This window comes from Streptomyces sp. JLBJ103 (genome assembly GCF_058215575.1).
The window spans coordinates 1,386,419-1,408,558 of sequence record NZ_CM177089.1; the positions used below are offsets into that span (position 1 = coordinate 1,386,419).

The 22,140-nt window shown below is 72.5% G+C and carries 20 protein-coding genes; 4 read left to right on the forward strand and 16 right to left on the reverse strand.

From position 1 onward, the window contains the following. Window positions 1-24: 24 nt before the first annotated feature. The 8 genes from AC4BEG_RS05925 to infC all read right to left on the reverse strand — a co-directional run bounded on the left by AC4BEG_RS05925 (window position 25) and on the right by infC (window position 9,075). A complete protein-coding gene (locus AC4BEG_RS05925) occupies window positions 25-1,272 on the reverse strand; it encodes a PP2C family protein-serine/threonine phosphatase (RefSeq protein ID WP_490704844.1) in 1,248 nt (415 codons plus the stop codon). Window positions 1,273-1,564: 292 nt separating this feature from the next. Further along, window positions 1,565-4,090: a phenylalanine--tRNA ligase subunit beta gene (gene pheT, locus AC4BEG_RS05930; protein ID WP_490704845.1), complete on the reverse strand. Its 2,526-nt coding sequence runs from the start codon at window positions 4,088-4,090 to the stop codon at window positions 1,565-1,567. Then, a complete protein-coding gene (gene pheS, locus AC4BEG_RS05935; RefSeq protein WP_490704846.1) occupies window positions 4,090-5,220 on the reverse strand; it encodes a phenylalanine--tRNA ligase subunit alpha in 1,131 nt (376 codons plus the stop codon). The genes pheT and pheS overlap by 1 nt, the downstream gene beginning before the upstream one ends. A gap of 174 nt (window positions 5,221-5,394) precedes the next feature. Beyond that, the gene (locus AC4BEG_RS05940) at window positions 5,395-6,582 is read right to left on the reverse strand and encodes a sensor histidine kinase (protein ID WP_490704847.1); all 1,188 of its coding nucleotides are present in this window, start codon (window positions 6,580-6,582) and stop codon (window positions 5,395-5,397) included. Window positions 6,583-6,622: 40 nt separating this feature from the next. Further along, the gene (locus AC4BEG_RS05945) at window positions 6,623-7,456 is read right to left on the reverse strand and encodes a TrmH family RNA methyltransferase (RefSeq protein ID WP_490704848.1); all 834 of its coding nucleotides are present in this window, start codon (window positions 7,454-7,456) and stop codon (window positions 6,623-6,625) included. A gap of 172 nt (window positions 7,457-7,628) precedes the next feature. Continuing rightward, on the reverse strand, window positions 7,629-8,012 hold the full coding sequence (rplT, locus tag AC4BEG_RS05950) for a 50S ribosomal protein L20 (RefSeq protein WP_009713826.1): 384 nt from the start codon (window positions 8,010-8,012) through the stop codon (window positions 7,629-7,631). Between the two features lie 102 nt (window positions 8,013-8,114). After that, entirely contained in the window at window positions 8,115-8,309 is a 195-nt protein-coding gene (rpmI, locus tag AC4BEG_RS05955) for a 50S ribosomal protein L35 (protein ID WP_490704849.1), read from the reverse strand. Between the two features lie 148 nt (window positions 8,310-8,457). Continuing rightward, on the reverse strand, window positions 8,458-9,075 hold the full coding sequence (gene infC / locus AC4BEG_RS05960; RefSeq protein WP_490706992.1) for a translation initiation factor IF-3: 618 nt from the start codon (window positions 9,073-9,075) through the stop codon (window positions 8,458-8,460). A 391-nt stretch (window positions 9,076-9,466) separates the two neighbouring features. Between infC and AC4BEG_RS05965 the strand changes: the two genes are divergently transcribed. Then, entirely contained in the window at window positions 9,467-9,829 is a 363-nt protein-coding gene (locus AC4BEG_RS05965; RefSeq protein ID WP_201872729.1) for a DUF1844 domain-containing protein, read from the forward strand. 160 nt (window positions 9,830-9,989) lie between these two features. On the opposite strand, the gene AC4BEG_RS05970 is transcribed toward AC4BEG_RS05965, so the two are convergent. Further along, window positions 9,990-10,790: an MIP family channel protein gene (locus tag AC4BEG_RS05970; protein WP_490704850.1), complete on the reverse strand. Its 801-nt coding sequence runs from the start codon at window positions 10,788-10,790 to the stop codon at window positions 9,990-9,992. A gap of 140 nt (window positions 10,791-10,930) precedes the next feature. Continuing rightward, window positions 10,931-11,665, reverse strand: coding sequence for an SseB family protein (locus AC4BEG_RS05975; RefSeq protein ID WP_490704851.1), 735 nt, complete (start codon window positions 11,663-11,665; stop codon window positions 10,931-10,933). Between the two features lie 63 nt (window positions 11,666-11,728). On the opposite strand from AC4BEG_RS05975, the gene AC4BEG_RS05980 reads away from it, so the two are divergent. Continuing rightward, on the forward strand, window positions 11,729-12,808 hold the full coding sequence (locus AC4BEG_RS05980; protein WP_490704852.1) for a serine hydrolase: 1,080 nt from the start codon (window positions 11,729-11,731) through the stop codon (window positions 12,806-12,808). On the opposite strand, the gene mycP is transcribed toward AC4BEG_RS05980, so the two are convergent. After that, window positions 12,786-14,000, reverse strand: a complete 1,215-nt coding sequence (gene mycP, locus AC4BEG_RS05985) for a type VII secretion-associated serine protease mycosin (RefSeq protein ID WP_490704853.1) — start codon at window positions 13,998-14,000, stop codon at window positions 12,786-12,788. The genes AC4BEG_RS05980 and mycP overlap by 23 nt on opposite strands. After that, a complete protein-coding gene (locus AC4BEG_RS05990; RefSeq protein WP_490704854.1) occupies window positions 13,997-15,079 on the reverse strand; it encodes a hypothetical protein in 1,083 nt (360 codons plus the stop codon). Before AC4BEG_RS05990 ends, mycP begins: the two co-directional genes overlap by 4 nt. A 212-nt stretch (window positions 15,080-15,291) precedes the next feature. Here AC4BEG_RS05990 and AC4BEG_RS05995 point away from each other — a divergent pair, with 212 nt between their 5' ends. Beyond that, entirely contained in the window at window positions 15,292-16,497 is a 1,206-nt protein-coding gene (locus tag AC4BEG_RS05995; protein ID WP_490704855.1) for an amino acid deaminase/aldolase, read from the forward strand. Window positions 16,498-16,525: 28 nt separating this feature from the next. Here the strand turns inward: AC4BEG_RS05995 and AC4BEG_RS06000 are convergent, their stop codons facing one another. From AC4BEG_RS06000 to AC4BEG_RS06015, 4 genes are all read right to left on the reverse strand, one after another. Continuing rightward, window positions 16,526-17,467 carry a DUF2510 domain-containing protein gene (locus AC4BEG_RS06000; protein WP_490704856.1) on the reverse strand — a complete coding sequence of 314 codons (942 nt, stop codon included), beginning with the start codon at window positions 17,465-17,467 and terminating at the stop codon, window positions 16,526-16,528. 151 nt (window positions 17,468-17,618) lie between these two features. Then, window positions 17,619-18,401 carry a 3-oxoacyl-ACP reductase gene (locus AC4BEG_RS06005; protein ID WP_490704857.1) on the reverse strand — a complete coding sequence of 261 codons (783 nt, stop codon included), beginning with the start codon at window positions 18,399-18,401 and terminating at the stop codon, window positions 17,619-17,621. Window position 18,402: 1 nt separating this feature from the next. Beyond that, window positions 18,403-19,800, reverse strand: a complete 1,398-nt coding sequence (locus AC4BEG_RS06010; protein ID WP_490704858.1) for an aldehyde dehydrogenase family protein — start codon at window positions 19,798-19,800, stop codon at window positions 18,403-18,405. Further along, complete coding sequence (locus tag AC4BEG_RS06015) at window positions 19,800-21,167, reverse strand: glutamine synthetase family protein (protein WP_490704859.1); 1,368 nt, start codon at window positions 21,165-21,167, stop codon at window positions 19,800-19,802. The genes AC4BEG_RS06010 and AC4BEG_RS06015 overlap by 1 nt, the downstream gene beginning before the upstream one ends. Before the next feature lie 87 nt (window positions 21,168-21,254). Between AC4BEG_RS06015 and AC4BEG_RS06020 the strand changes: the two genes are divergently transcribed. After that, on the forward strand, window positions 21,255-22,007 hold the full coding sequence (locus tag AC4BEG_RS06020; protein WP_490704860.1) for a FadR/GntR family transcriptional regulator: 753 nt from the start codon (window positions 21,255-21,257) through the stop codon (window positions 22,005-22,007). Window positions 22,008-22,140: the final 133 nt, after the last annotated feature.

Consider the following 22,140-nt stretch of genomic DNA (forward strand, 5'->3'; position numbering starts at 1 on the left):
TCTCCGGACGGACGGTAGGCGGCCTCACCGAAGTCGGGTGCGGTTCGGTTGCGCCCCGAAGGGGCGCCGGGCATCGCCGGCCGGGACGGAGAGCGAGGGGGTGGCGGACACCGGACGGCGGTCGTTGCGCAGCGCCACCAGCGCGATGTCGTCGGCGAGCCGCCCTCCGGTGTGGCGCAGCACCGCCGAACGCACCCCCTCGACCACCGTGGCCGGGACGATGGGCCCCCCGCCCGCGGCCTCGGCGAGGGCGCGGCGCAGCGGGAAGAAGGTGCCGTCCGCGTTCCGGGCGTCCTCGGCGCCGTCGGTGTGCAGCACCAGCGCGTCCCCGGGGGGCAGTGGTGCGCAGTGGGCCAGGGGCAGTTCGGCGGGGAGCGGGAAGAGGCCGAGCGGGGGCAGCACCTCACCCGGCGTGGTCTGCCGGGCGGTGGCCGGGCCGACCGGCTGCTCCAGGAGCCGGTACGGCCAGGGGTGGCCGCAGTTGAGCGCGGTGACCTCGCCGTCCGGGCCCACCTCCAGCAGCAGGACGGTCACGAACTCCTCGGCCTCGGGACTCTCCGGGGTGTACGCGCCGCCCGCGCGCTCGCGCAGATGGCGCTCCAGGGCGCGGTCCAGCCGCCGCAGGACGTCGCGGAGCCCGCGCTCCTCGTGGGCGGCTTCGCGGAAGCTGCCGAGGACGGCGGCGACGGTGCCGATGGCGGCGAGGCCGTGGCCGCGGGCGTCACCGATGATGGCGCGGAGGCCGTAGGGGGTGGCCAGCACCTCGTAGAGGTCGCCGCCGACCGCCGCGCCACGGCTGGCCGACAGATGGCCGCCCGCCAGCTCGATGCCATCCAGACGGGGCGGCAGTGGACGCAGCACGGCCTGCTGGGCGGCGGCCGCCACCTCCTGGGCCCGCTCCAGTTCGCGGACCAGCCGGGAGTGGCGGCCGGTGGTCAGATAGCCGGCCGTGACCACGGTGAGGATGGCCGCGCAGGCACCGGCGCGGGCGCACAGGGCGTCGGCGGAGCTCTCCGGGCCCGGGACGCCGAGCGGGACGAGGGCGAACAGCGCGCTCGCGCCGCCGAGCAACATGCACCGTCTGCTGCCGGTGAAGGCGCAGGCGATGGCGGGCGCGGCGGCCAGGAGCTGGATCACCCGTGGCCCGTAGGGACAGCTCAGCTCCCAGACGACGACGCTGAGCAGCCATCCGCACAGCAGCGCGACGGCGGCCCTTCGCCCGCAGGGTGGGGTCGCTCCCGGCGGCCCGCCTCGCGCACTGCTTCCCATCATGCGACGCCCCCGTTCACAGCCAATGAGGCGGTCGGCGGGACCCGGGAGCCGATTCCTGACTCGGGCCTGACCTGGGCCCAGCGACCGGGACGATTCTCGCGACCGTCACCGCTAAATGGACCAGGGGCTTCCGATTCTCACCTGATCGTGTGAAGCCCTTCTCAAGTGGGCCTCGAACGCCACCCCGCGGGACGGACGGGAGAGCGAACCGCGCGCAAAAGGGCGCGCCCCGCGCATGCGAGGCGCGCCCTGTTACGGCGCACGACCGGAGTCAACCGGTCGGAACGAGGCGTCAGGCGCCGCGGAGCACGGCTCCGGTGCGCTCGGCCGCGAGGGCCACCGCCGCGTCACGGGCCGCCGCGATCTCATCGGCGGTCAGCGTACGGTCGGGGGCGCGGAAGCGGAGCGCGTAGGCCAGCGACTTCTTGCCCTCACCGAGCTGTTCACCGGTGAACACGTCGAACAGCCGCAGGGATTCGAGCAGTTCGCCCGCACCCTCGCGCAGCGCCGCCACCACATCGGCCGCGGCCACCGCGGTGTCCACGACCAGCGCCACGTCCTGGGTGGCCACCGGGAAGGTGGACACTCGCGGCGCCTCGACGGTGCCGGAGCCCGCCTCCTCCAGACGGTCGAGCTCGATCTCCATGGCGCAGGTGCGCTCGGGGAGGCCGAGGGCCTTGGTGACCCGCGGGTGCAGCTCACCCGCGTTCCCCACCAGGATCTCCTGGCCGTCCACGACGGCCAGCAGCGCGGCGCAGCGGCCCGGGTGCCACGGCTCCTGCTGGTCCTGGCGGACGATCAGCTCGACGCCCGCCTCACGGGCCACGATCCGGCCCGCCTCGACCGCGTCGGCCCAGCCCGCCGGGGTGCCCTCGCCCCACCATCCGGCCTGCTCCCGCGCGCCCGTCAGCACCACGGCGGCGCGGCGCGGCTGCCGCGGCAGGGCGGCGTCCAGCAACGCGATCTCCTCGTCCGTCGGACGGTGGTCCACCGGCGGGCTGACCGCGGCCGGCCGGGCACCGCTGGCGCGGAAGACCAGACCGGTCTCGAAGAGCGCGAGGTCGTGGGCGCCCCGGCCGTCGTTGCGGCGCAGCGCGCCGAGCAGCCCCGGCAGCAGGGTGGTGCGCAGCGCGGGCTCGGTGTCGGCGATCGGGTTGACCAGCGTGACCAGGTCCCGGCGCGGGTCGTCGGCGGCAAGACCGAACTGGTCGAGCACCTCCGCGCCGATGAACGGGTAGTTGAGCGCCTCCACATACCCGGCACCGGCCAGCGCCCGGCCGACCCGGCGGTGCAGCCGCTGACGCTCGGTCAGCCCGCGTCCGGCGGGCGGCTGCGGCAGCGTCGCGGGGAGGTTCTCGTACCCCTCGAGCCGGATGACCTCCTCGGCCAGGTCGTTGGGGTCGGTGAGGTCCGGCCGCCAGCTGGGCACCGTGACGGTGAGGTCGTCGGAGCCGTAGACATCGCAGCCGATCTGCTGGAGGCGGCGCACCACGGCCTCCCGGCCGTACACCACGCCCGCCACCCGGTCCGGGTGGTCGGCGCGCAAGATGATGGTGCGCGGGGCGCTGGGCGAGATGACCTCGGTGACGCCCGCCTCGGCGGTGCCGCCCGCGAGCAGCACCAGCAGATCGACGGTGCGCTGGGCCGCCGCCGAGGTGGCCTCCGGGTCCACGCCGCGCTCGAACCGCCTGGACGCCTCGGAGGACAGCTTGTGGCGGCGGGCGGTACGGGCGATCGAGACGGGCGCGAAGTGGGCGGCCTCGATGACGACCTCGGTGCTGCCGCGCACCGCTCCGGTCTCGGGGTCGGTCACCGCGTCCGCGATCTCGGTGTTGGCGCCGCCCATCACCCCGGCGAGGCCGATCGGCCCGCTCTCGTCGGTGATGACCAGGTCCTCGGCGTCCAGCACGCGCTTGGTGCCGTCGAGGGTGGTGAGCTTCTCGCCCTGCTCGGCGCGGCGCACCCCGATCGCGCCGTTGACCCGGCCGCGGTCGTAGACGTGCAGCGGCTGGCCGAGTTCGAGCATCACATAGTTGGTGATGTCGACGGCGAGGGAGACCGGGCGCATCCCCGCCTTCTGGAGGCGGCGCTGCAACCAGACCGGGGAGTGCGCCTGCGGGTCGAGACCGGTGACGGTACGGGCGGTGAAGCGGTCGCAGCCGACCGGGTCGGCGACCTTGACCGGGTAGCCGTGGCTGTTGGGCGCGGGCACGTCCAGCAGGGCCGGGTCGCGCAGCGGCAGCCCGTAGGCGGTGCCGGTCTCGCGGGCGACACCGCGCATCGACAGGCAGTAGCCGCGGTCGGGGGTGACGGCGATGTCCAGGACCTCGTCGACCAGCTCCAGCAGCTCGATGGCGTCGGTGCCGGGCTCGTACTCCGGCGGCAGCACGATGATGCCGTCGTGGTCGTCGGACATGCCCAGCTCGCTGGCGGAGCAGATCATGCCCTCGGAGACCTTGCCGTAGGTCTTCCGCGCGGCGATCGCGAAGCCGCCGGGGAGTTCGGCGCCGGGGAGCACCACGACGACCTTGTCGCCGACGGCGAAGTTCCGGGCGCCGCAGACGATGTTCTGCGGCTCACCGGTGCCGTTGGCCTGTCCGACGTCCACCTGGCAGTAGCGGATGGGCTTCTTGAAGCCCTCCAGCTCCTCGATGGCCAGCACCTGCCCCACCACCAGGGGGCCCTTGAGGCCGGCGCCGAGCTGCTCGACGGTCTCGACCTCCAGCCCGGCGGCGACGAGTTTGGCCTGTACGTCACGTCCGGTCTCACCGGCCGGCAGGTCGACGTACTCCCGCAGCCAAGAAAGCGGGACCCGCATCAGATCTCCATCCCGAAGGGCCGGGTGAAGCGCACATCACCCTCGACCATGTCTCGCATGTCTTCCACGTTGTGCCGGAACATCAGCATCCGCTCGATGCCGAAGCCGAAGGCGAACCCGCTGTACTTCTCCGGGTCGACACCGCAGGCCACCAGCACCCGCGGGTTGACCATGCCGCAGCCGCCCAGCTCGATCCAGCCCTCGCTGGAGCAGGTGCGGCAGGGGCGGTCGGGGTTGCCGACCGACTCGCCGCGGCAGACGTAGCACAGCATGTCCATCTCGGCGGACGGCTCGGTGAACGGGAAGTAGTTCGGCCGCAGCCGGGTGGACATGCCCTCGCCGAACAGCGCCCGCACCATGTGATCGAGCGTGCCCTTGAGGTCGGCCATGGTCAGCCCCTCGTCCACGGCCAGCAGCTCGACCTGGTGGAAGACCGGGGTGTGGGTGGCGTCCAGCTCATCGGTGCGGAAGGTGCGGCCCGGGCAGACCACATAGATGGGCGGCTCGCGGTCGATCATCGACCGGATCTGCACCGGCGAGGTGTGGGTGCGCAGCACCACGCCCGAGGGCTGGTCACCCTGCTCGCCGTCGCCGCCCCGCACGAAGAAGGTGTCCTGCATCTCGCGGGCGGGGTGGTCGGGCGGGAAGTTCAGCGCGTCGAAGTTGAACCACTCGGCCTCCGCCTCGGGGCCCTCGGCCACCTCGTAGCCCATGGCCACGAAGACGTCTTCGATGCGCTCGGAGAGGGTGGTGATCGGGTGGCGGGCCCCGGCCGGGGTGCGGTCGTACGGCAGTGTGACGTCCACCGCCTCCTCGACCAGCACCCGTGCGTCCCGCTCCGCCTCCAGCTCCTCCTGGCGAACCTTGAGCGCCTGGTTCACCTGGCCGCGGGCCTGGCCGACGCGCTTGCCCGCGTCCGCCTTGGCGTGCGGCGGCAGGGCGCCGATCTCGCGGTTGGCCAGCGCGAGCGGTGAGCGGTCACCGGTGTGGCCGACCTTCACCTCGCGCAACGCCTGGAGGTCACCCGCGGCGGCGATGGCGGCGAGCGCCTCGTCCCGCATCCGGGCGATCTCTTCCGGTTTCAGTGCCTCGACCTCGACAGGGTCGTACGACTTATTGGGTGCCGACATCTCTTCCCGTGCTTCCGTTTGTCCCCCAGCTACCGCTGGGAGGTGCCCCCTGGCTGTGCGACCCCGCTCGACGGCTGCTGCGACCACAAGGAACCACAAGGGACGCCAAAGGTGCCAAAGCCCGAGTCTAAGGGGCGCGGGGTGTCTGCTGTTCCGCGGGAAGCCCGTGGGGGCTCAGACCAGATAGGCCGGAGTGCCCACGGGCAGGGTAAATCGGAACTCGGCGCCGCCGCCGCGGGCCCGGCCGACGGTGATCGTGCCGCCGTGGGCCTCGACGATGCCCTTGACGATGTACAGGCCCAGGCCGGTGCCGCCGCGCTTGCTGCCCCGCCAGAAGCGGGTGAAGACGCGGCTCATCGACTCCTCGGGGATACCGGGGCCCTCGTCGCTCACGGTGACGGCGGTCCTTTCCACAGCGGGGCCTTCCACGGCCGGGCCGTCCGCAGCGGGCCTGGCCGGTGCGGGTGCCACCTCAATGGTGACGGTTCCCTCGCCGTGGCGCACCGCGTTTTCCAGCAGGTTGCCCAGCACCTGATCGATCTTGTCCGGGTCGGCCCACAGATCCGGCAACGGCCCCCTGACCCTGATCAGGAAGCGTTCGGCGCAGTGTCCGGCGGCGGTGAGCGCCTGCACATGGCGGCGGACCGCGGCGGCGACGTCCACCGGCTGACGGCGCACCTCCAGCCGACCGGAGTCGATCCGGGAGATGTCCAGCAGCTCGGCGATCAGCCGGGTGACCCGGTTGGCGTCGGCGTCGACCGTCTCCAGCATCAGCCGCTTCTGGTCGTCGGTGAAGCGCTCCCACTTCGCGAGGAGGGTGGCCGTGAACCCCTTGACCGAGGTCAACGGGGAGCGCAGCTCATGGGCGACGGTCGCGATCAGCTCCGCGTGGCTGCGCTCGGTACGGCGGCGCGCCTCGGTGCCGCGCAGCGAGATCACCAGCCGGCGCACCGGGCCGGTGGGGTACTCACGGACGTACCGCGCGGAGACCAGGACCTCCCGGCCGCCGGGCAGCAGCAGATTGCGCTCCGGCTGGCCGACCCGGGTGGCCAGCCCGCCGTACGGATCGGTCAGCGCCCACCAGCGGCGACCGTCCAGGTCCTCTAACGGCAGGGCGCGCTCGAACTGGGCGCCGATGGCGTCCTCGGGGTGGGTGGCGGTGATCCGGGCCGCCGCGGCGTTGAAGCAGGTGACGCGGCCGGTCTCATCGGCCACCACCAGGCCGTCGGGCAGATCGTCGGGGTGCAGGCCGAACGCGGCCGTCATAGCGACCGGCTCCGGCGGCCCGTCCTCGACGGCGGGCAGCCCCGCTCCGGGCGCGCGGGCGTCGGCCGCCCTGGCGCCGGAGGTCCTGACGTCCATCCCCACACCCCCTCCTGGGCCCCCAGAGGGGGCAACCCTACTAGGTCGGTGTGACGGAGCGGCACCCCGCGGGAGCACGCTGCGCACGCGCCGAGGCGTAGAGGCACACGGCGGCGGCCGTGGCGAGGTTGAGGCTCTCCGCCCGCCCGTGGATCGGAACGCGCACCACCTCGTCCGCGAGTGCGCGGGTCTCCTCCGGCAGCCCCCATGCCTCATTGCCGAAGATCCAGGCGGTGGGGGCGCCCAGCAGACCGTCGTCGAGTTCGGAGTCCAGGTCCCGCTCCCCCGCGCCGTCGGCGGCCAGCACCCGCGCCCCGGCCTCCTTCAGCCCGCTCACCACGGGCTCCACCGGCACCCCGACGGCGACCGGGAGGTGGAAGAGGGAGCCCACGGAGGCGCGCACGGCCTTGGGGTTGTACAGGTCCACCGAGGCGTCGGTGAATACCACGGCGTCCGCCCCGGCGGCGTCCGCGCAGCGCAGTACGGTCCCGGCGTTGCCGGGGTCGCGGACATGCGCGAGTACGGCGACGAGCCGGGGGCGGGCGCGCAGGATCTCGGTCAGCGGCGAGTCCAGGAAGCGGCACAGCCCGACGATGCCCTGCGGGGTCACGGTGTCCGACATCTCCGCGACGACCTCGTCGGTCGCGGTGAGCACCGGGACGCCCGCGGCCCGCGCCGCGGCGACGATCTCCGCATGGCGCTCGGCGGCCTCGGGGGTCGTGTAGACCTCGATGAGGTGGTCGACGGCCTCCCGTACGGCCTGCGGCCCCTCGACGAGGAACCGCCGCTCCTTGCCGCGGAAGCTGCGCTTGGCGAGCCGTCGCGCCGCCGTGACGCGCGGCGATTTCAGGGAAGTCAGCTCAGGGGCCGCCATGGGGTGCGCTTTCTCGTGCGGTGTGGTGGAGACAGCCGGAGCCCGGCGCCGCGGAGCCGGATCGCGTCCGGCGGCGAGGGCTCACGGGGTGATGGGCGCCGACACACGCGGACCCGCAGGTGAGTGATCACCTACGGGTCCGTACCGGTACGGCTCAGCGCGGCGTTACGCGTCAGGCCGCCTTCGGAGCGTTGACGTCGCTCGGCAGCGCCTTCTGGGCCGCCTCGACCAGCGCGGCGAACGCGTTGGCGTCGTTGACCGCGAGGTCGGCCAGGATCTTGCGGTCCACCTCGATGTTGGCGGCCTTCAGACCCTGGATGAAGCGGTTGTACGTCATGCCGTTGGCGCGGGCAGCGGCGTTGATGCGCTGGATCCACAGCTGCCGGAAGTCGCCCTTGCGCTTCTTGCGGTCGTTGTAGTTGTAGACCAGAGAGTGGGTGACCTGCTCCTTGGCCTTGCGGTACAGGCGGGACCGCTGGCCGCGGTAGCCGCTGGCCTGCTCGAGGATCGCCCGGCGCTTCTTGTGGGCGTTGACTGCCCGCTTGACGCGTGCCACTTGTTTAACTCCTTGTACGGGGCCGCGGGTGACTCTTGCGGCCCGGAAACGAATAGGTCCCGGTCGGCTTGGCGCACACCCCGCCGCGGCGGGGCGGGGGCGTCACTTGCCGAGGAGCTTCTTGATCTTCTTGGCGTCGGCCGGGGCCATCTCGGTCGTGCCGGCCAGGCGGCGCGTCAGCGTGGACGACTTGTGCTCGAGAAGGTGGCGGCGACCGGCGCGCTGGCGCATGACCTTGCCGGAACCGGTGAGCTTGAAGCGCTTGCGTGCACCGCTGTGGGTCTTGTTCTTCGGCATGTCGCCGTTCACTCCTCGTCAGGGGCGCTTTCCGGGACCGGGCGGGCGCGGGGGTGACCGCGGTCCGGCGTGCGGAAGCGTCTTGTGTTTCGGTTGGTCTCCGGAGCCGTGCGGCCCCGGGTGGGCGGTGGAGGCTCGCGCCTCGCGATCACGCCTCGGCGGGCTCCTCGGCGGGCTCCTCGGCGGGGCTGCCGCCCTGGCGCTCCGCCTTGCGGGCAGCCTGCGCCTCGCGGGCTTCGGCCATCGCCTCGGTCTTCTTCTTGTGCGGACCGAGGACCATGATCATGTTTCGCCCGTCCTGCTTCGGGTTGGACTCCACGAAGCCGAGCTCCTGGACGTCCTCAGCGAGCCGCTGCAACAGCCGGTAGCCGAGCTCGGGCCGGGACTGCTCACGGCCACGGAACATGATCGTGATCTTGACCTTGTCACCCTGCTTGAGGAACCGGACGACGTGACCCTTCTTGGTGTCGTAGTCGTGCGGGTCGATCTTCGGCCGGAGCTTCATCTCCTTGATGACCGTGTGCGCCTGGTTCTTGCGCGCCTCACGGGCCTTCATGGCCGACTCGTACTTGAACTTTCCGTAGTCCATGAGCTTGCAGACCGGCGGACGGGCGTTCGCCGCCACCTCGACCAGGTCGAGGTCGTACTCCTGCGCAAGCTCCAGGGCCTTGGCAAGCGGCACAATGCCGACCTGCTCGCCACTGGGACCGACGAGTCGCACCTCGGGGACGCGAATCCGGTCGTTGATGCGGGGCTCGGCGCTGATGGATCCTCCTCGGTTGCACCGCGCGACCGCCTGGCGGACTGCCGCGCAACGTCTGTATCGGTTGAGACCACCGCGCCGTGACGCACAAAACGCCCCAGACGGTACACAGGCGGGGCTCCTCACTGACCGGGAGCACCGCCGCGATGTCACCGCGGGGCGCAGCCTGACCGATGACCTGCCGACTCGAGGTCGGGAGGTGGGAGCGTGGAGCCTCCACTTGTGGGCCGGGCACGCGAGTGACCGGCCGGTCGTTTACCTACCTTACCAGGGCCGCGGAGTCTTGCTCACCGCGCCGCCCGTCCGGTGTCCGGCACCCGCCCGGTACGAGCGGTTCCGGGCGGCCGCCTAGGCTTAGGCATTCCCATCCTCCAGGAAGTGAGCCCCGACCACCATGAGCGACGCCAACGCCGGGCAGCCGGCCCCCGACTTCGACCGGATGACCCGCGACATCGCGGATGTGCCCGCGGTCGAGGTGATCACGACGGTCGCGGTGCATCTGATGAGCGCCGCCGCGGTCAACCTGGGGCTGGCCGAGGAGGGGCCGCAACACAAGGACCTGGACGAGGCCCGGAAGCTGATCAACGCGCTGGCGGGGCTGGTGACGGCGAGTGCCACGGAGATCAGCTCCTTCCACGCCGCCCCGCTGCGGGACGGCCTCAAGTCGCTTCAGCTCGCGTTCCGTGAGGAGTCGGTGGTGCCGGACGAGCCGGGCCAGGGGCCGGGCGAGAAGTTCACCGGCCCGGTCTTCGGCTGAGGCTCTGCGCCAGCGCCTCAGCGGGAACTGCCACGAGCTGTGGTCGTTCGTCCGCGGCTGCGTCGTGGCCGACCGCGCCCACGCGGCGGAGCCGCACATCGACACAGCCCCGCGCCCCTTCGGGGCGCAACCGAACCGCACCGGACTTCAGCGAGACCGCTCAAGCCGCCTCAGGGCCCTTGGCCTCGGGGCCGCCCGCCTCCGGTCGGTGCCCGCCGCGCATCCGGCCCCACGGCCCGGCCCTGGGCGGCTCGCCCGCCTGCTCCTGCTGGGCCTGGCCCACCGGGTGCTGATGGGTGAACCGGTGCACCACCGCGGCCAGCACCCCGCCGACCATGGGCGCGACCAGGAACAGCCACAGCTGGGACAGCGCCCCGCCGCCCGCGAACAGCGCGGGGCCCAGGCTGCGCGCCGGATTCACCGACGCCCAGGTCAGCGGGATGCCGATCAGGTTGACCGCGGCGTAGGCGAGGCCCACCGGAAACGGCTCGAGGCCGACCAGCGCCACCTTCTGGGTCACCGTGAGGAACACGAAGACCAGCAGGAAGGTGAGCAGCACCTCCGCGAGGAAGGCTCCGCCCGCGCCCAGACCCACCGGTGAGCGGCCACCGTAGCCGTTGGTACCGAACGCGCCGGCGGTCTGGAGCCGCGGCACCTGCTTGGCCAGCAGGAAGAGGATCGCCGCGCCGATGATCGCGCCGACCAGCTGGGCGACCCAGTACTCGACGGCCCTGCGGATGCCGATGCGCTTGGCCAGCAGCACCCCGAGGGTGATCGCCGGGTTGATGTGGCAGCCCGAGATACGCCCGAAGGCGTAGGCGATCGCGATCAGCGTGAAGCCGAAGGCGAGCGAGATGCCGAGGGCGTTGATGTAGTCGCCGGCCAGGACCAGGGAACCGACTCCGAAGAGGACCAGCATCGCGGTCCCTATGCACTCCGCTACGACCGTTCTCGTCTCCATGGCGCTCTCCTCTTACCGATCGGACCGCCAGTTGCCCTATGCATTGTGGGGCGATTCGGGAGGTTTCGCCTGTTGGTTCGATTGCGGTCCGGGTCAGAGGGGTCGCGGCGGCTGACCCGCGCCCGTTTCCGGCCTCCGGTTCAGCGGCGGAAGAGCGGCTCCCCGGGGACCGTGGCGTCCGGCGGCAGCAGCGCCAGCGTCAGCCCGCGCACCAGCCGGGCCCTCAGCACCTCGTCGGCGGCCAGGGCACCGGCCACCCGCTGTGCCGTCTCCCGCGCCGGAGCCTGCGGGGCCAGCGCGAGCGCGAGCATGCCGTCGGCGTCCTGGGCCGGGCCCAGATGGGCCCGGACCACATCCGGCTCGGCGGCCAGTACGGTCCGCACCGCCTCGGTGACGGTGGGGTCGGTGAGCGGATCGGCGCTGGTCCGGCCCTCGGCGAGGGCCAGCAGGGCGGGGCCGGTCAGCTGGTAGGGCACCGGACCGGCGAGGTCCAGCACCAGGGTGTCCGCCTTCTCGTGCGCGGCGGCCTCCAGCGCCTGGCGCAGCGGTACGGCCACCGGGCGGGCGTCCGGCCGCCAGCGGGCCAGGGTCTCGGTCGAGGTGAAGGCGGGCAGGGCGCGGCGTCCGTCGGGGGCCTGGAGCGTCGGCACGGCCATATCGCTGGTCTTCTCCCGGCGCAGCCCGTCGGGCCCCTCCTCGACCTCGCCGAGCACGGCGACCACCGGGACCAGCAGCCGGGCGCCGGTGAGCGCGGCCAGCACCTCGGGTTCGGTGGAGCGGTCATCGGCCCAGGCGGCGAGTGCCGCGGTCAGGCGGGGGTCGGCGGAGCCGTCGTCGCCGGAGAAGCCGGGGTCGGGAATGTTCTTGAACGCCACAAGCCGAGGGTATCGGGGGCGAGGCAACCGCCCTGTCGGCGGGGAGCCGTCTTTACTGAGCAGATGTTGATCATTTCCTCATCACGGACGAAGGCAGGCCATCTGGCGTCCCCGGACAAAAACACCGACACTCGACCGACCCGCCGTCCCGCCCCGGGCAGCGCGGTCAGGACGATCGCCGCGGCCACGGTCATCGCGGCGCTGGCGCTCTCGCTGCTCGGTTGCGCCACGGCGGGTGAGCAGAGCCAGGGGTACTCCCGGCCGGCGGCCGGTCCGGAACCGTCGGCGAGCGGTCAGGAGCCGATGACGGGCGGTCCGGAGCGGTCGGCGAGCGGAAGCGAAGGAGGCGGTGTGCCGCCCGACAACGAGAGACGCTCGGTGCCACCGCCCCCGGTCCGGACCCTCACCGGCGCCCTCACCGCGGCACTCGCCCCGGTCGCGGAGCGCTCCCGCGGGTACTTCTCCGTGGGCCTGCGGGACATCCGGTCGGGGGCGGTCGGGGTGTACGGCGGCGGCTGGTACGACACCGCGAGCATCGTCAAGGTCGGCATCCTCGCGGCCCTGCTGCTGGACGCCCAGGACGCGGGCAGAGAGCTGACCGCCCAGGAGCACGCGTACGCCACCGCGATGATCGAGCGCAGCGACAACAGGGCCGCGAGCGTGCTCTGGCGGACGATCGGCGGCGCCGACGGCCTCGACACGGCGCACCGGCGGCTGGGCCTGACGGAGACGTTCGGCGGCAACGCCGGGCGGTGGGGGCTGACCCGGACCACCGCGGCCGATCAACTGCGTCTGCTGCGCGCCGTCTTCGAGGGCGGTTCGGCACTGACCCAGCAGTCCCGGGCGTACATCAGGGCGCTGATGGGGCACACCGCCCGTGAGCAGAGCTGGGGCGTCTCGGCCGCCGGCGACGGCACCGGCAACGGATTCCGGCTCAAGAACGGCTGGCTGCCGCGCAGCACCACCGGCCTGTGGGACGTCAACAGCATCGGCCAGATCACCGCGGGCGGGCGCGACTATCTCGTCGTGGTGCTCTCCGACGGCAGCCGTCGTATGGACGCCGGGATCGCGCTGGTGGAGGCGGCGGCGCGGAGGGCCGTCGGGGCGACCACCGCCGCCCTCAACGGGGACGGCGGCTGGTGAACGAGGAGCGCGGCGCCGGCAGCCGCAGCGGGCCCGAGCCACGCCAGAGGGCGACCGCGGCCACCACCAGCGCGGCTCCGGCGAGTCCGGCGAACAGCGCCGACCGGTTGGGGCCGCCCTCGTCCCGCTGGGCCCTGGTATGGCCGGGCCCGGGACCGAAGTAGCGGTGCGCGGCGGCCACCGCGGCGGGCCGCTGGGCGCGCGGGGTCAGCCGGGCGCCCGCCTGGACGGCCGCGGCCGGGTCCACCATGCCCGCGCCGAGTTCATCGCTGCGGCCGCCCTCGGGGCCGTCCTGTGCGGTGTTGACCAGCAGTTGACGAATCTGCCGGGGGCTCAGCTCGGGGTGGGCGGAGCGGACGAGCGCGGCGGAGCCGGAGACGAAGGCGGCGGCCGCGCTGGTGCCCCAGCCCTCGTAGTAACGCCGGTCGGGGTCGGCGATGACCACATCGACGCCGGGTGCGCAGACGGTGGCGTACCAACGGCGGGTGGAGAACGCGGCGCGGCTGCCGTAGCGGTCCACCGCGGTCACCGCGATCACGCCGGGGTAGGCGGCCGGATAGGAGACGCGGTCGCCCTTCTCGCCGCCGTTGCCCGCGGAGGCGACCACCACCGCGCCCTTGCGCAGGGCGTACTGGACGGCGGCGTCCTCGGCGCGTTCGGGGTGGGCGGACTCGCTGTCGTCGCCGAGCGACAGGTTGATCACGTCGGCGCCGTGGTCGGCGGCCCAGCGGATGCCGTCGGCGAGCGCGCTGCCGCGGGAGGCGCGGGCCTTCTTCCGGTCAGGGTCGGCGTCCTCCAGGATCACCCGCACCGGGAGGATCTTCGCCCGGGGCGCGATGCCGATGACGCCGTCGCCGCCGGACGAGCCGTGGCCGCGCCCGGCGATGATCCCGGCCATGGCGGTGCCGTGGCGGGCCCAGGTGCGGTCGCCGGGTCCGGCGCCGAAGCCGATCAGGTCCTTGCCGGGCAGCACTCGGCCCTTGAGGTCGGGGTGGTCGGAGTCGACACCGGTGTCGAGGACGGCGACGGTCGTCCCGGCGCCCTTGGTGGTCTGCCAGGCCTTGCGGACGTGGAGGGCGTCGAGCGCCCACTCCTGGGCCTGTATGCCGTCGGCCTGTGCGGGGACGACGGGCAGAAAGGCCAGTCCGGCGGCGGCGAGGGCCACGGCCAGGCGCCGTCCCTTCGCGATCATGCGGAGCTCTCCGGGATGTCGGCCAGGGCGCTGCGGAACGCGGTGGCGATCTCGTCGGCCAGACCCCGGGCGTCATGCCCGAGCCCCGCCTGCGCGGCGGCCGAGGTCGCGCCGCGTGCGATGGCCTCCCCGGCCGGGCTGGGGTCGGTGATCTTCCGGCCGTCGGCGAAGCCGCTGACGCTGTAGACGACGGCGGGGGCGTCGGTGAGGATCCGGATGTGCCAGCTGGCGCGCTGGTCGTCGCCGAACTCGGCGGCGGCGGTGCCCTTCGCGGCGTAGGGACGGGGCATCAGATCGGCGCGTTCGTCGAGTTTCTCGGTGACGAAGCGCTCGTGCAGCGCGCGCATCCCGGAAGCGTCGGAGGTGGTGATCAGCAGGCCGACGGTGGTGACGTTGGTGCTGGTGGCATCGGTGTAGCTGGCGCGCAGCAGCCGTTTGCAGCCGACCGGAGCCAGTGCCTTGGCCAGCAGCGGGTCGAATCCGCCGCCGCAGCTGCTGTCGGGGGCGACGGCGATCCGGGTCCAGCTGCGGTCGGCGCCGCCCGGACCCTCGCCCTTCCCGCGCAGGGTGCGCGGGAAGAGGGTGTCGACGGGGACGCTGTGCCAGGCGGTACGTGCGTGGGCGTAGGTGTCGGCGGTGGACGGCGGGGCCTCGGTGGCGTCGTCGAGCCAGCTTCCGGCCGCCGCCCCGCCGAGCAGACCGAGGCCGAGGATGAGGCAGACGGCGGCGGACGCGGTCCGGCCGCGGGAGCGACGGCGGCCGACGGCGGGGCCGGAGCCGGGTGTTACGGAGAGCGGCGGATCGACGGGACGCGGGGGCACCCGGCGGCCGTTCGCCGGGGCGGCGGTGCGCGGACGGCCGCCGCGGGATCCGGGGCCGCGTGGTGAGGGGACCTTGGCGGGCACGCCGAGTACGGGGGTGTCCGGGTCCGGGGTGAAGCCGGGCGGTGCGGTGGGACGCGGCGGCGCGGCGGGCGACGCGGGCGCGGGATGCCCGGGGTGTGCGGCCAACGGCGGGTGTGCGGGGTGTGGCGGGGGCGTACCGCTGGGCGAGTGCGCCGCTTCGGCGTCGGTGCTCACCTGCACCCCCTCGCGCGCTTCAGGATCTGGTTCACCTGACTCCGTCCGGTTCGCCGCGCCGCCCCACCACCTTTCGGACAGGCGGGCCCGTATACGGACATCACGCCCCTGACCTGCCGGTCGTGGCGTGCGCGACACTCTACGGTGCACCAGGCACCCCGCGCACCGCTGCCCTCTACCCAGTGGTAACAGCGGTCTGGCAAGCTGCGTCCATGTCGTCTGCCGCCGCTGACCGAGCCCGGTACGACCGGGCCACCGCCCATCTCGAAGCGCCCCTGGCCATCGTCGATCTGGGGGCGTTCGATGCCAACGCCCGGGATCTGGTACGCCGGGCGGCGGGCAAGCCGATCCGAGTGGCCAGCAAGTCGGTACGGTGCCGGGCCCTGCTGGAACGGGTACTGGCGCAGGACGGTTTCACGGGGATCATGAGCTTCACGCTCGAGGAGTCCCTGTGGCTGGCACGCGAGGGCTTCGATGACGTCCTGCTCGCCTACCCCTCCGCCGACCGGGACGGGTTCGCCACACTGACCAGCGATCCCAAGCTGGCGGCGGCGGTGACGGTGATGGTGGACAGCGTCGGCCAGCTCGATCTGATCGAGAGTGTTCGCGCGGGCACCGAAGAGGTCCGGGTCTGCCTGGAGTTGGACACCTCGCTCCAGCTGCTGGGCGGCCGGGTACGGGTGGGCCCCCGGCGCTCACCGCTGCACGCGCCCGTCCAACTGGCCGAGCTGGCGCGGGCGGTCCAGGGCCGCCCCGGCTTCCGGGTGGTCGGGCTGATGGCGTACGAGGGGCATGTGGCGGGGGTGGGCGACGCGGTGCCCGGCCGGCCGCTGCGCTCCAGGATGATCCGGCTGATGCAGTCCACCGCCCGCCGGGAGCTGGCGGAGCGCCGGGCGGCGGCGGTCCGGGCGGTGCGCGCGGTGGCGGACCTGGAATTCGTCAACGGCGGCGGGACGGGCAGTGTGCAGCACACCGCGGCCGAGGAGTCGGTGACGGAGATCGCCGCCGGCTCCGGGCTCTACCAGCCGCGACTGTTCGACCACTACACCTCGTTCCAGGGGCGTCCGGCGGCCCTCTTCGCCCAGCCGGTGGTGCGCCGCCCCGGAGTGGGCGTGGTGACGGTGCTGGGCGGCGGCTATCCGGCGTCGGGGGCGGCCGGAGCGGACCGGCTGCCGGTGCCGTGTCTGCCGGAGGGGCTCGCCTACGACCCGCTGGAGGGGCCGGGCGAGGTGCAGACGCCGCTGCTGGGCACGGCCGCCGACGATCTGCTGATCGGCGACAAGGTGTGGTTCCGGCACGCCAAGGCCGGTGAGCTGTGCGAGCGCTTCGCGGTGCTCCACCTCATCGACACGGACAGCGGGGACCGGGTCGTGGCCTCGGTGCCCACGTACCGGGGCGAGGGCCGTACGTTCCTCTAGGGTCCGTCTTCAAAGGGGCCGTCCGGGCTCAGATGGAGCGGCCGTCGCCCTCCAGCGCCTTGACGCCCTTGAGGATCTCGTCCATATCGCTGAGCGGCGGCGCCTTGTCGCTCACGTCGAAGCCGAAGCGGATCACGACCATCGTGTCGGGGATGGTGGGCGAGGGGAAGACGACCGACTCGACATAGCCGTCGTCGCCCTTCTTGGTGTCCACCTTCCAGCGGACCAGATAGCCCTTGCCGCCCGCGACCTCGACCGACTCGGCCTTGAGCTGCTTGTGGGAGCTGATCCCGCCGTACGCCTTGCGGTCGCTCTCCTCGTCCTTGCCGTAGGAGTCCTCGGCGTTCTGCGCGATGTCCTCCTTGGCTATGCCCTTGGCGGTGTCCGCCTTGTAGCCGCTGGCCGTGCGGGAGAAGGCACCGCCGCGTACACACTCGGTGGACGGGTCGTTGGGGCAGGGGTAACGGGAGGTGGTGACCCCGGCGCCGCCGGAGCTGCTGCGGCCCGCCTGCCATCCGGAGAGCACCGGCAGACTGATGCCGTTGACCGGATCGGGCGCGGTGTTCGGGTCGAAACTGGGGGTTCCGGTGGGCGGCTCCGACGGCTCGCCGCTGCTCCCGCCGTCGTCGCCGCCCGAGGCGGAGGCGCTGGGGGACGGCCTGGCGCTGTTCTTGCCGTCGTCGTCCCCGCCGTCGCCCAGCAGCACGATGCCGCCGATGATCGCGGCGACCACGACGCCCACGGCCACCGCGAGCGCGGCGACCTTCGGCCCGCGCCCCCGCCCCTGGCCGCCCGGCTGCCCGGGGACATAACTGGGCATCACGGGCGGGCCGTAGGACATTCCCGGCATTCCTGAGGCGTCACGGGTGTACTCGGTCCAGGTGGAGCCGTTCCACCAGCGCTCCACGCCGGGGGCGTTGCCTGTGTCACCCGGGTCGGGATACCAGCCGGGAGGTGTGTTCGTGGTCACGGCTGTCACCTTATGGCCACGGGTCGGGGGCCGTACACCGGGTGTGGCCGCCCCCGGTCGGCCCACGAGCATGACGGCTCCGACCAGGGCAGGCCCCCGGCGCGGGCGCACCGGGGGGAGCCTGCGGACTGTCGCCGGGGCCGGACATCCCTCACACGGGCGTGACGTACGCGCCCGCGATACCTCCGTCCACCAGGAACTCGGCCGCGTTGACGAACGAGGAGTCGTCGCTGGCGAGGAAGGCCACCGCGGCGGCCATCTCCTCCGGCTCGGCGAACCGGCCCACCGGAACGTGCACCAGTCGGCGCGCGGCCCGCTCCGGGTCCTTGGCGAACAGCTCCTTCAGCAGCGGGGTGTTGACCGGCCCCGGGCACAGCGCGTTGACCCGGATGCCCTCACGGGCGAACTGCACGCCCAGTTCGCGCGACATGGCCAGCACGCCGCCCTTGGAGGCGGTGTAGCTGATCTGCGAGGTCGCGGCGCCCATCACGGCCACGAAGGAGGCCGTGTTGATGATGGAGCCCTTGCCCTGCCGCCGCATGTACGGCAGCGCGGCCTTGCAGCACAGATAGACGGAGGTGAGGTTGACCTCCTGGACCCGCTTCCAGGCGTCCAGGCCGGTGGTCAGGATCGAGTCGTCGTCGGGGGGCGAGATGCCCGCGTTGTTGAAGGCGATGTCGACCGAACCGTAGGTGTCGTACGCGGTCTTGAACAGCGCCTCCACCTCCTCCTGGTCGGTCACGTCCACCTTGACGTAGAGCCCGCCGACCTCGTCGGCCGCGGCCTTGCCCGCGGACTCGTCGATGTCGGCGCAGACGACATTGGCGCCCTCGGAGGCGAGGCGGCGCGCGGTGGCCAGGCCGATACCGCTGCCCGCTCCGGTGATCACGGCGGTACGGCCGACCAGGCGGCGGCACACGGGGGTCTCGGTCACGTCACTGCTCCTCGGTGCTGATGAAGACGTTCTTGGTCTCGGTGAAGGCGGTCAGGGCGTCGGGGCCCAGCTCCCGGCCGAGGCCGGACTGCTTGTAGCCGCCGAAGGGGGTCGCATAGCGCACGCTGCTGTGCGAGTTGACGGAGAGGTTTCCGGCGGCGACGGCGCGTGAGACCCGCACCGCGCGGCCGACATCACGGGTCCAGATCGAGCCGGACAGGCCGTAGTCGGTGGCGTTGGCCAGCCGTACGGCCTCGTCCTCGTCCTCGAAGGGGAGCACCACGGCCACGGGGCCGAAGATCTCCTCGACGGCGGTGCGGTCGTCCGGTCCGGTGGCCGCCAGAACGGTGGCCGGATACCAGAAGCCCTTGCCCCCCGGGGCCTCACCGCGGATCGCGGCGGGCGCGTCCTCGGGGACGTAGGACCGCACCCGCTCGCGCTGGGCGGCCGAGATCAGCGGGCCCATGGCGGTGGCGGGGTCGGCCGGGTCGCCGACCGCGAACGAGGTCACGGCGGGTTCCAGCAGTTCCATGAACCGGTCGTAGACGCTCCGCTGGACCAGGATGCGGCTGCGGGCGCAGCAGTCCTGACCGGTGTTGTCGAGGAACGACCCCGGGGCCGAACGCGCGGCCAGCTCGATATCGGCGTCGGCGAAGACGATGTTGGGGCTCTTGCCGCCGAGTTCGAGCGTCACCCGCTTCACGCCCGCCGCGCACCGGGCCATGATCTCCTTGCCGACCGCCGTCGACCCGGTGAACACGACCTTGGCCACGCCGGGGTGCTCGACCAGGGCGGTGCCCGCCACCGGCCCGGCACCGGGCAGCACCTGGAACAGACCCTCGGGAAGCCCCGCCTCCAGGGCGAGTTCGGCCAGCCGCAGGGCGGTGAGCGGGGTGGTCTCGGCGGGCTTGAGCAGAACGGCGTTGCCCGCGGCGAGCGCCGGCGCGGTGCCCCACGCGGCGATCGGCATCGGGAAGTTCCACGGCGCGATCACGGCGACCACACCGAGCGGCTCATGGAAGGTGACGTTCAGGCCACCGGCCACCGGGATCTGACTCCCGGCCAGCCGTTCCACTCCCCCGGCCGCGTAGTCCAGCAGATCGCGGACATTGCCCGCCTCCCAGCGGGCGTTGCCGATCGGATGGCCCGCCTCGCGGACCTCCAGTGCGGCCAGTTCCTCGATGTGGTCGTCGACGGCGGCGGCGAAGCGCCGCAGCTGCCTGGCGCGGTCGGCGGGCGCCAGGGCGGCCCAGCCACGCTGGGCCGCGGTGGCCCGGGTTACGGCGGCGTCCACATCGGCGGCGGAGGCCGCCGGGACGGTGGCGATGACCTCCTCGGTCGCCGGGTTGAGTACGTGGTGCTCGTGCGGGTGCTCGTTGGTCACCTGATGGTTCCTCATCACATGCGCTCGAAGGACCGGAACCGCTCCCAGTCCGTGACGGCGGTGTCGTAGGCGTCCAGTTCGACGCGGGCCATGTTGAGGTAGTGCTCGACCACCTCGTCGCCGAAGGCGGCGCGGGCGATGGGGCTGGCCTGCCACAGCTCGGCGGCGTCGCGCAGCGTGGTCGGGACGTGCTCGGCGTCGCCGTTGTAGGCGTTGCCGGTACAGACCTCGACCAGCTCCAGCTCGTTCTCGATGCCGTGGAGTCCGGCCGCCACCATTCCGGCGACGGCGAGGTAGGGATTGACATCGCCGCCGGGGAGGCGGTTCTCCAGCCGGTGGGCCTGGCCGTGGCCGATGACGCGCAGGGCGCAGGTGCGGTTGTCCGGGCCCCAGGCGACGGCGGTCGGCGCGAACGAGCCGGGCCGGAACCGCTTGTAGGAGTTGATGTTGGGGGCGTAGAGCAGGGTGAACTCCCGCATGGCGGCGATCTGCCCGGCCAGGAAGTGGCGCATCGTCTTCGACATGCCGTACTCGCCCGCGTCATCGGCGAGCACCGGCGCCCCGGACTCGTCGCGCAGCGAGAGATGGATATGGCATGAATTGCCCTCGCGCTCATCCCACTTGGCCATGAAGGTGAGCGCGTTGCCCTCCTGCGCGGCGATCTCCTTGGCACCCGTCTTGTAGATGACGTGCTGATCACAGGTGGTCAGCGCGTCGTCGTAACGGAAGGCGATCTCGTGCTGGCCGAAGTTGCACTCGCCCTTGGCCGACTCGACGATCATCCCGGCCGCGCCCATCTCGTTGCGGATGCGGCGCAGCAGTGGCTCCACCCGGCCGGTGCCGAGGACGGAGTAGTCGACGTTGTACTGGTTGGCGGGGGTGAGCCCGCGGTAGCCGGAGTTCCACGCCTGTTCGTAGGTGTCCTTGAAGACCATGAACTCCAGCTCGGTGCCCGCGTAGGCGGTCCAGCCTTGCTCGCCCAGCCGGTCCAGCTGGCGCCGCAGTATCTGGCGCGGGGAGGCAACGACGGGTGAACCGTCGTGCCAGCCGAGGTCGGCGATCATCAGCGCGGTGCCGGGGTTCCAGGGAGTGCGGCGCAGCGTGGCGTGGTCGCCATGCATGGCGAAGTCGCCGTAGCCGCGCTCCCAGGAGGACATCGCGAAGCCGTCGACCGTGTTCATATCGGTGTCGACGGCGAGAAGGTAGTTACAGCCCTCGGTGCCGTGATCGAGGACGTCGTCGAGGAAGAAACGGGCGGCGAACCGCTTACCCTGCAACCTCCCCTGCATATCGGTGAAGGCCAGGACGACGGTGTCGATCTCCCCGGAGTTCACAAGTCTGGTCAGTTCGTCGACCGAGAGCGGGGGCGTGCGGTCTGCCACGGTGGTCCTCCTGCGAAGATTGCAGCGCCGGAAGGCCATAAGGTAATACCGCAGACCATTGATTGGGAAGTAGGTGCGGACGGTTCGATGAGCGAAAGCCAGAGCGGTGCATCGGGCGACCGGATCGATCACCGGCTGACGCCGGTGCTGCGGCCGGTGCGCGCCGGAAACGGCTTCGAGGAAGCACTCGAGCAGATACTCCAGGTGGTCCGGCTGGGACTGGTCCCGGACGGCGGGCGACTGCCGGCCGAGCGGGAGCTGGCCGACCGGCTGCGGATCAGCCGGGTGACGCTGCGCGAGGTGCTCAAGGTGCTCCAGGACCAGGGCCTGATCGAGAGCCGCCGCGGCCGGTACGGCGGCACCTTCGTCCGCGCCCGCCCCGAGCCCGCCACGGGCGGCGAGGACGAGCTGCGGCGCCGGGTCGAGGCGGTGGACCTGGAGGACACCCTGCGGTTCCGGGAGGTCCTGGAGGTCGGCGCGGCCGGGCTGTGCGCCGCACACGGACTGGACGACGCGCAGGTCACGCGGTTGCGAGCGGCCCTGGACGCCACCCGCGACGCCCCACTCGCCGACTACCGGCGGCTCGACACGATGCTGCATCTGACGCTCGCGGAACTGGCGGGCTCCCCGACACTGGCCGCCCAGTACGCGGCGGTGCGGGCGTCGGTGAACGATCTACTGGACTGCATTCCACTGCTGGTGCGCAATCTGGAACACTCGCAAGCCCAGCACACCGCGCTGGTCGAGGCGGTGCTCGACGGCGACGCGGAGGGCGCGCGCGAGGTGATGCGCGAGCACTGCGAGGGCACGGCGGCACTGCTGCGTGGATTCCTGGTCTAGCGCGACCCTCCGGCGGCGTCCGCCGGCGTCGGATTCCGGCCCAATAGGCACCTCGTTAACGATCCTTTTACGCAGAGGTCTTGCGCATCGCTCGATGGAAGACAAAGGTATGGCCCCACACCTTTGCCACCCC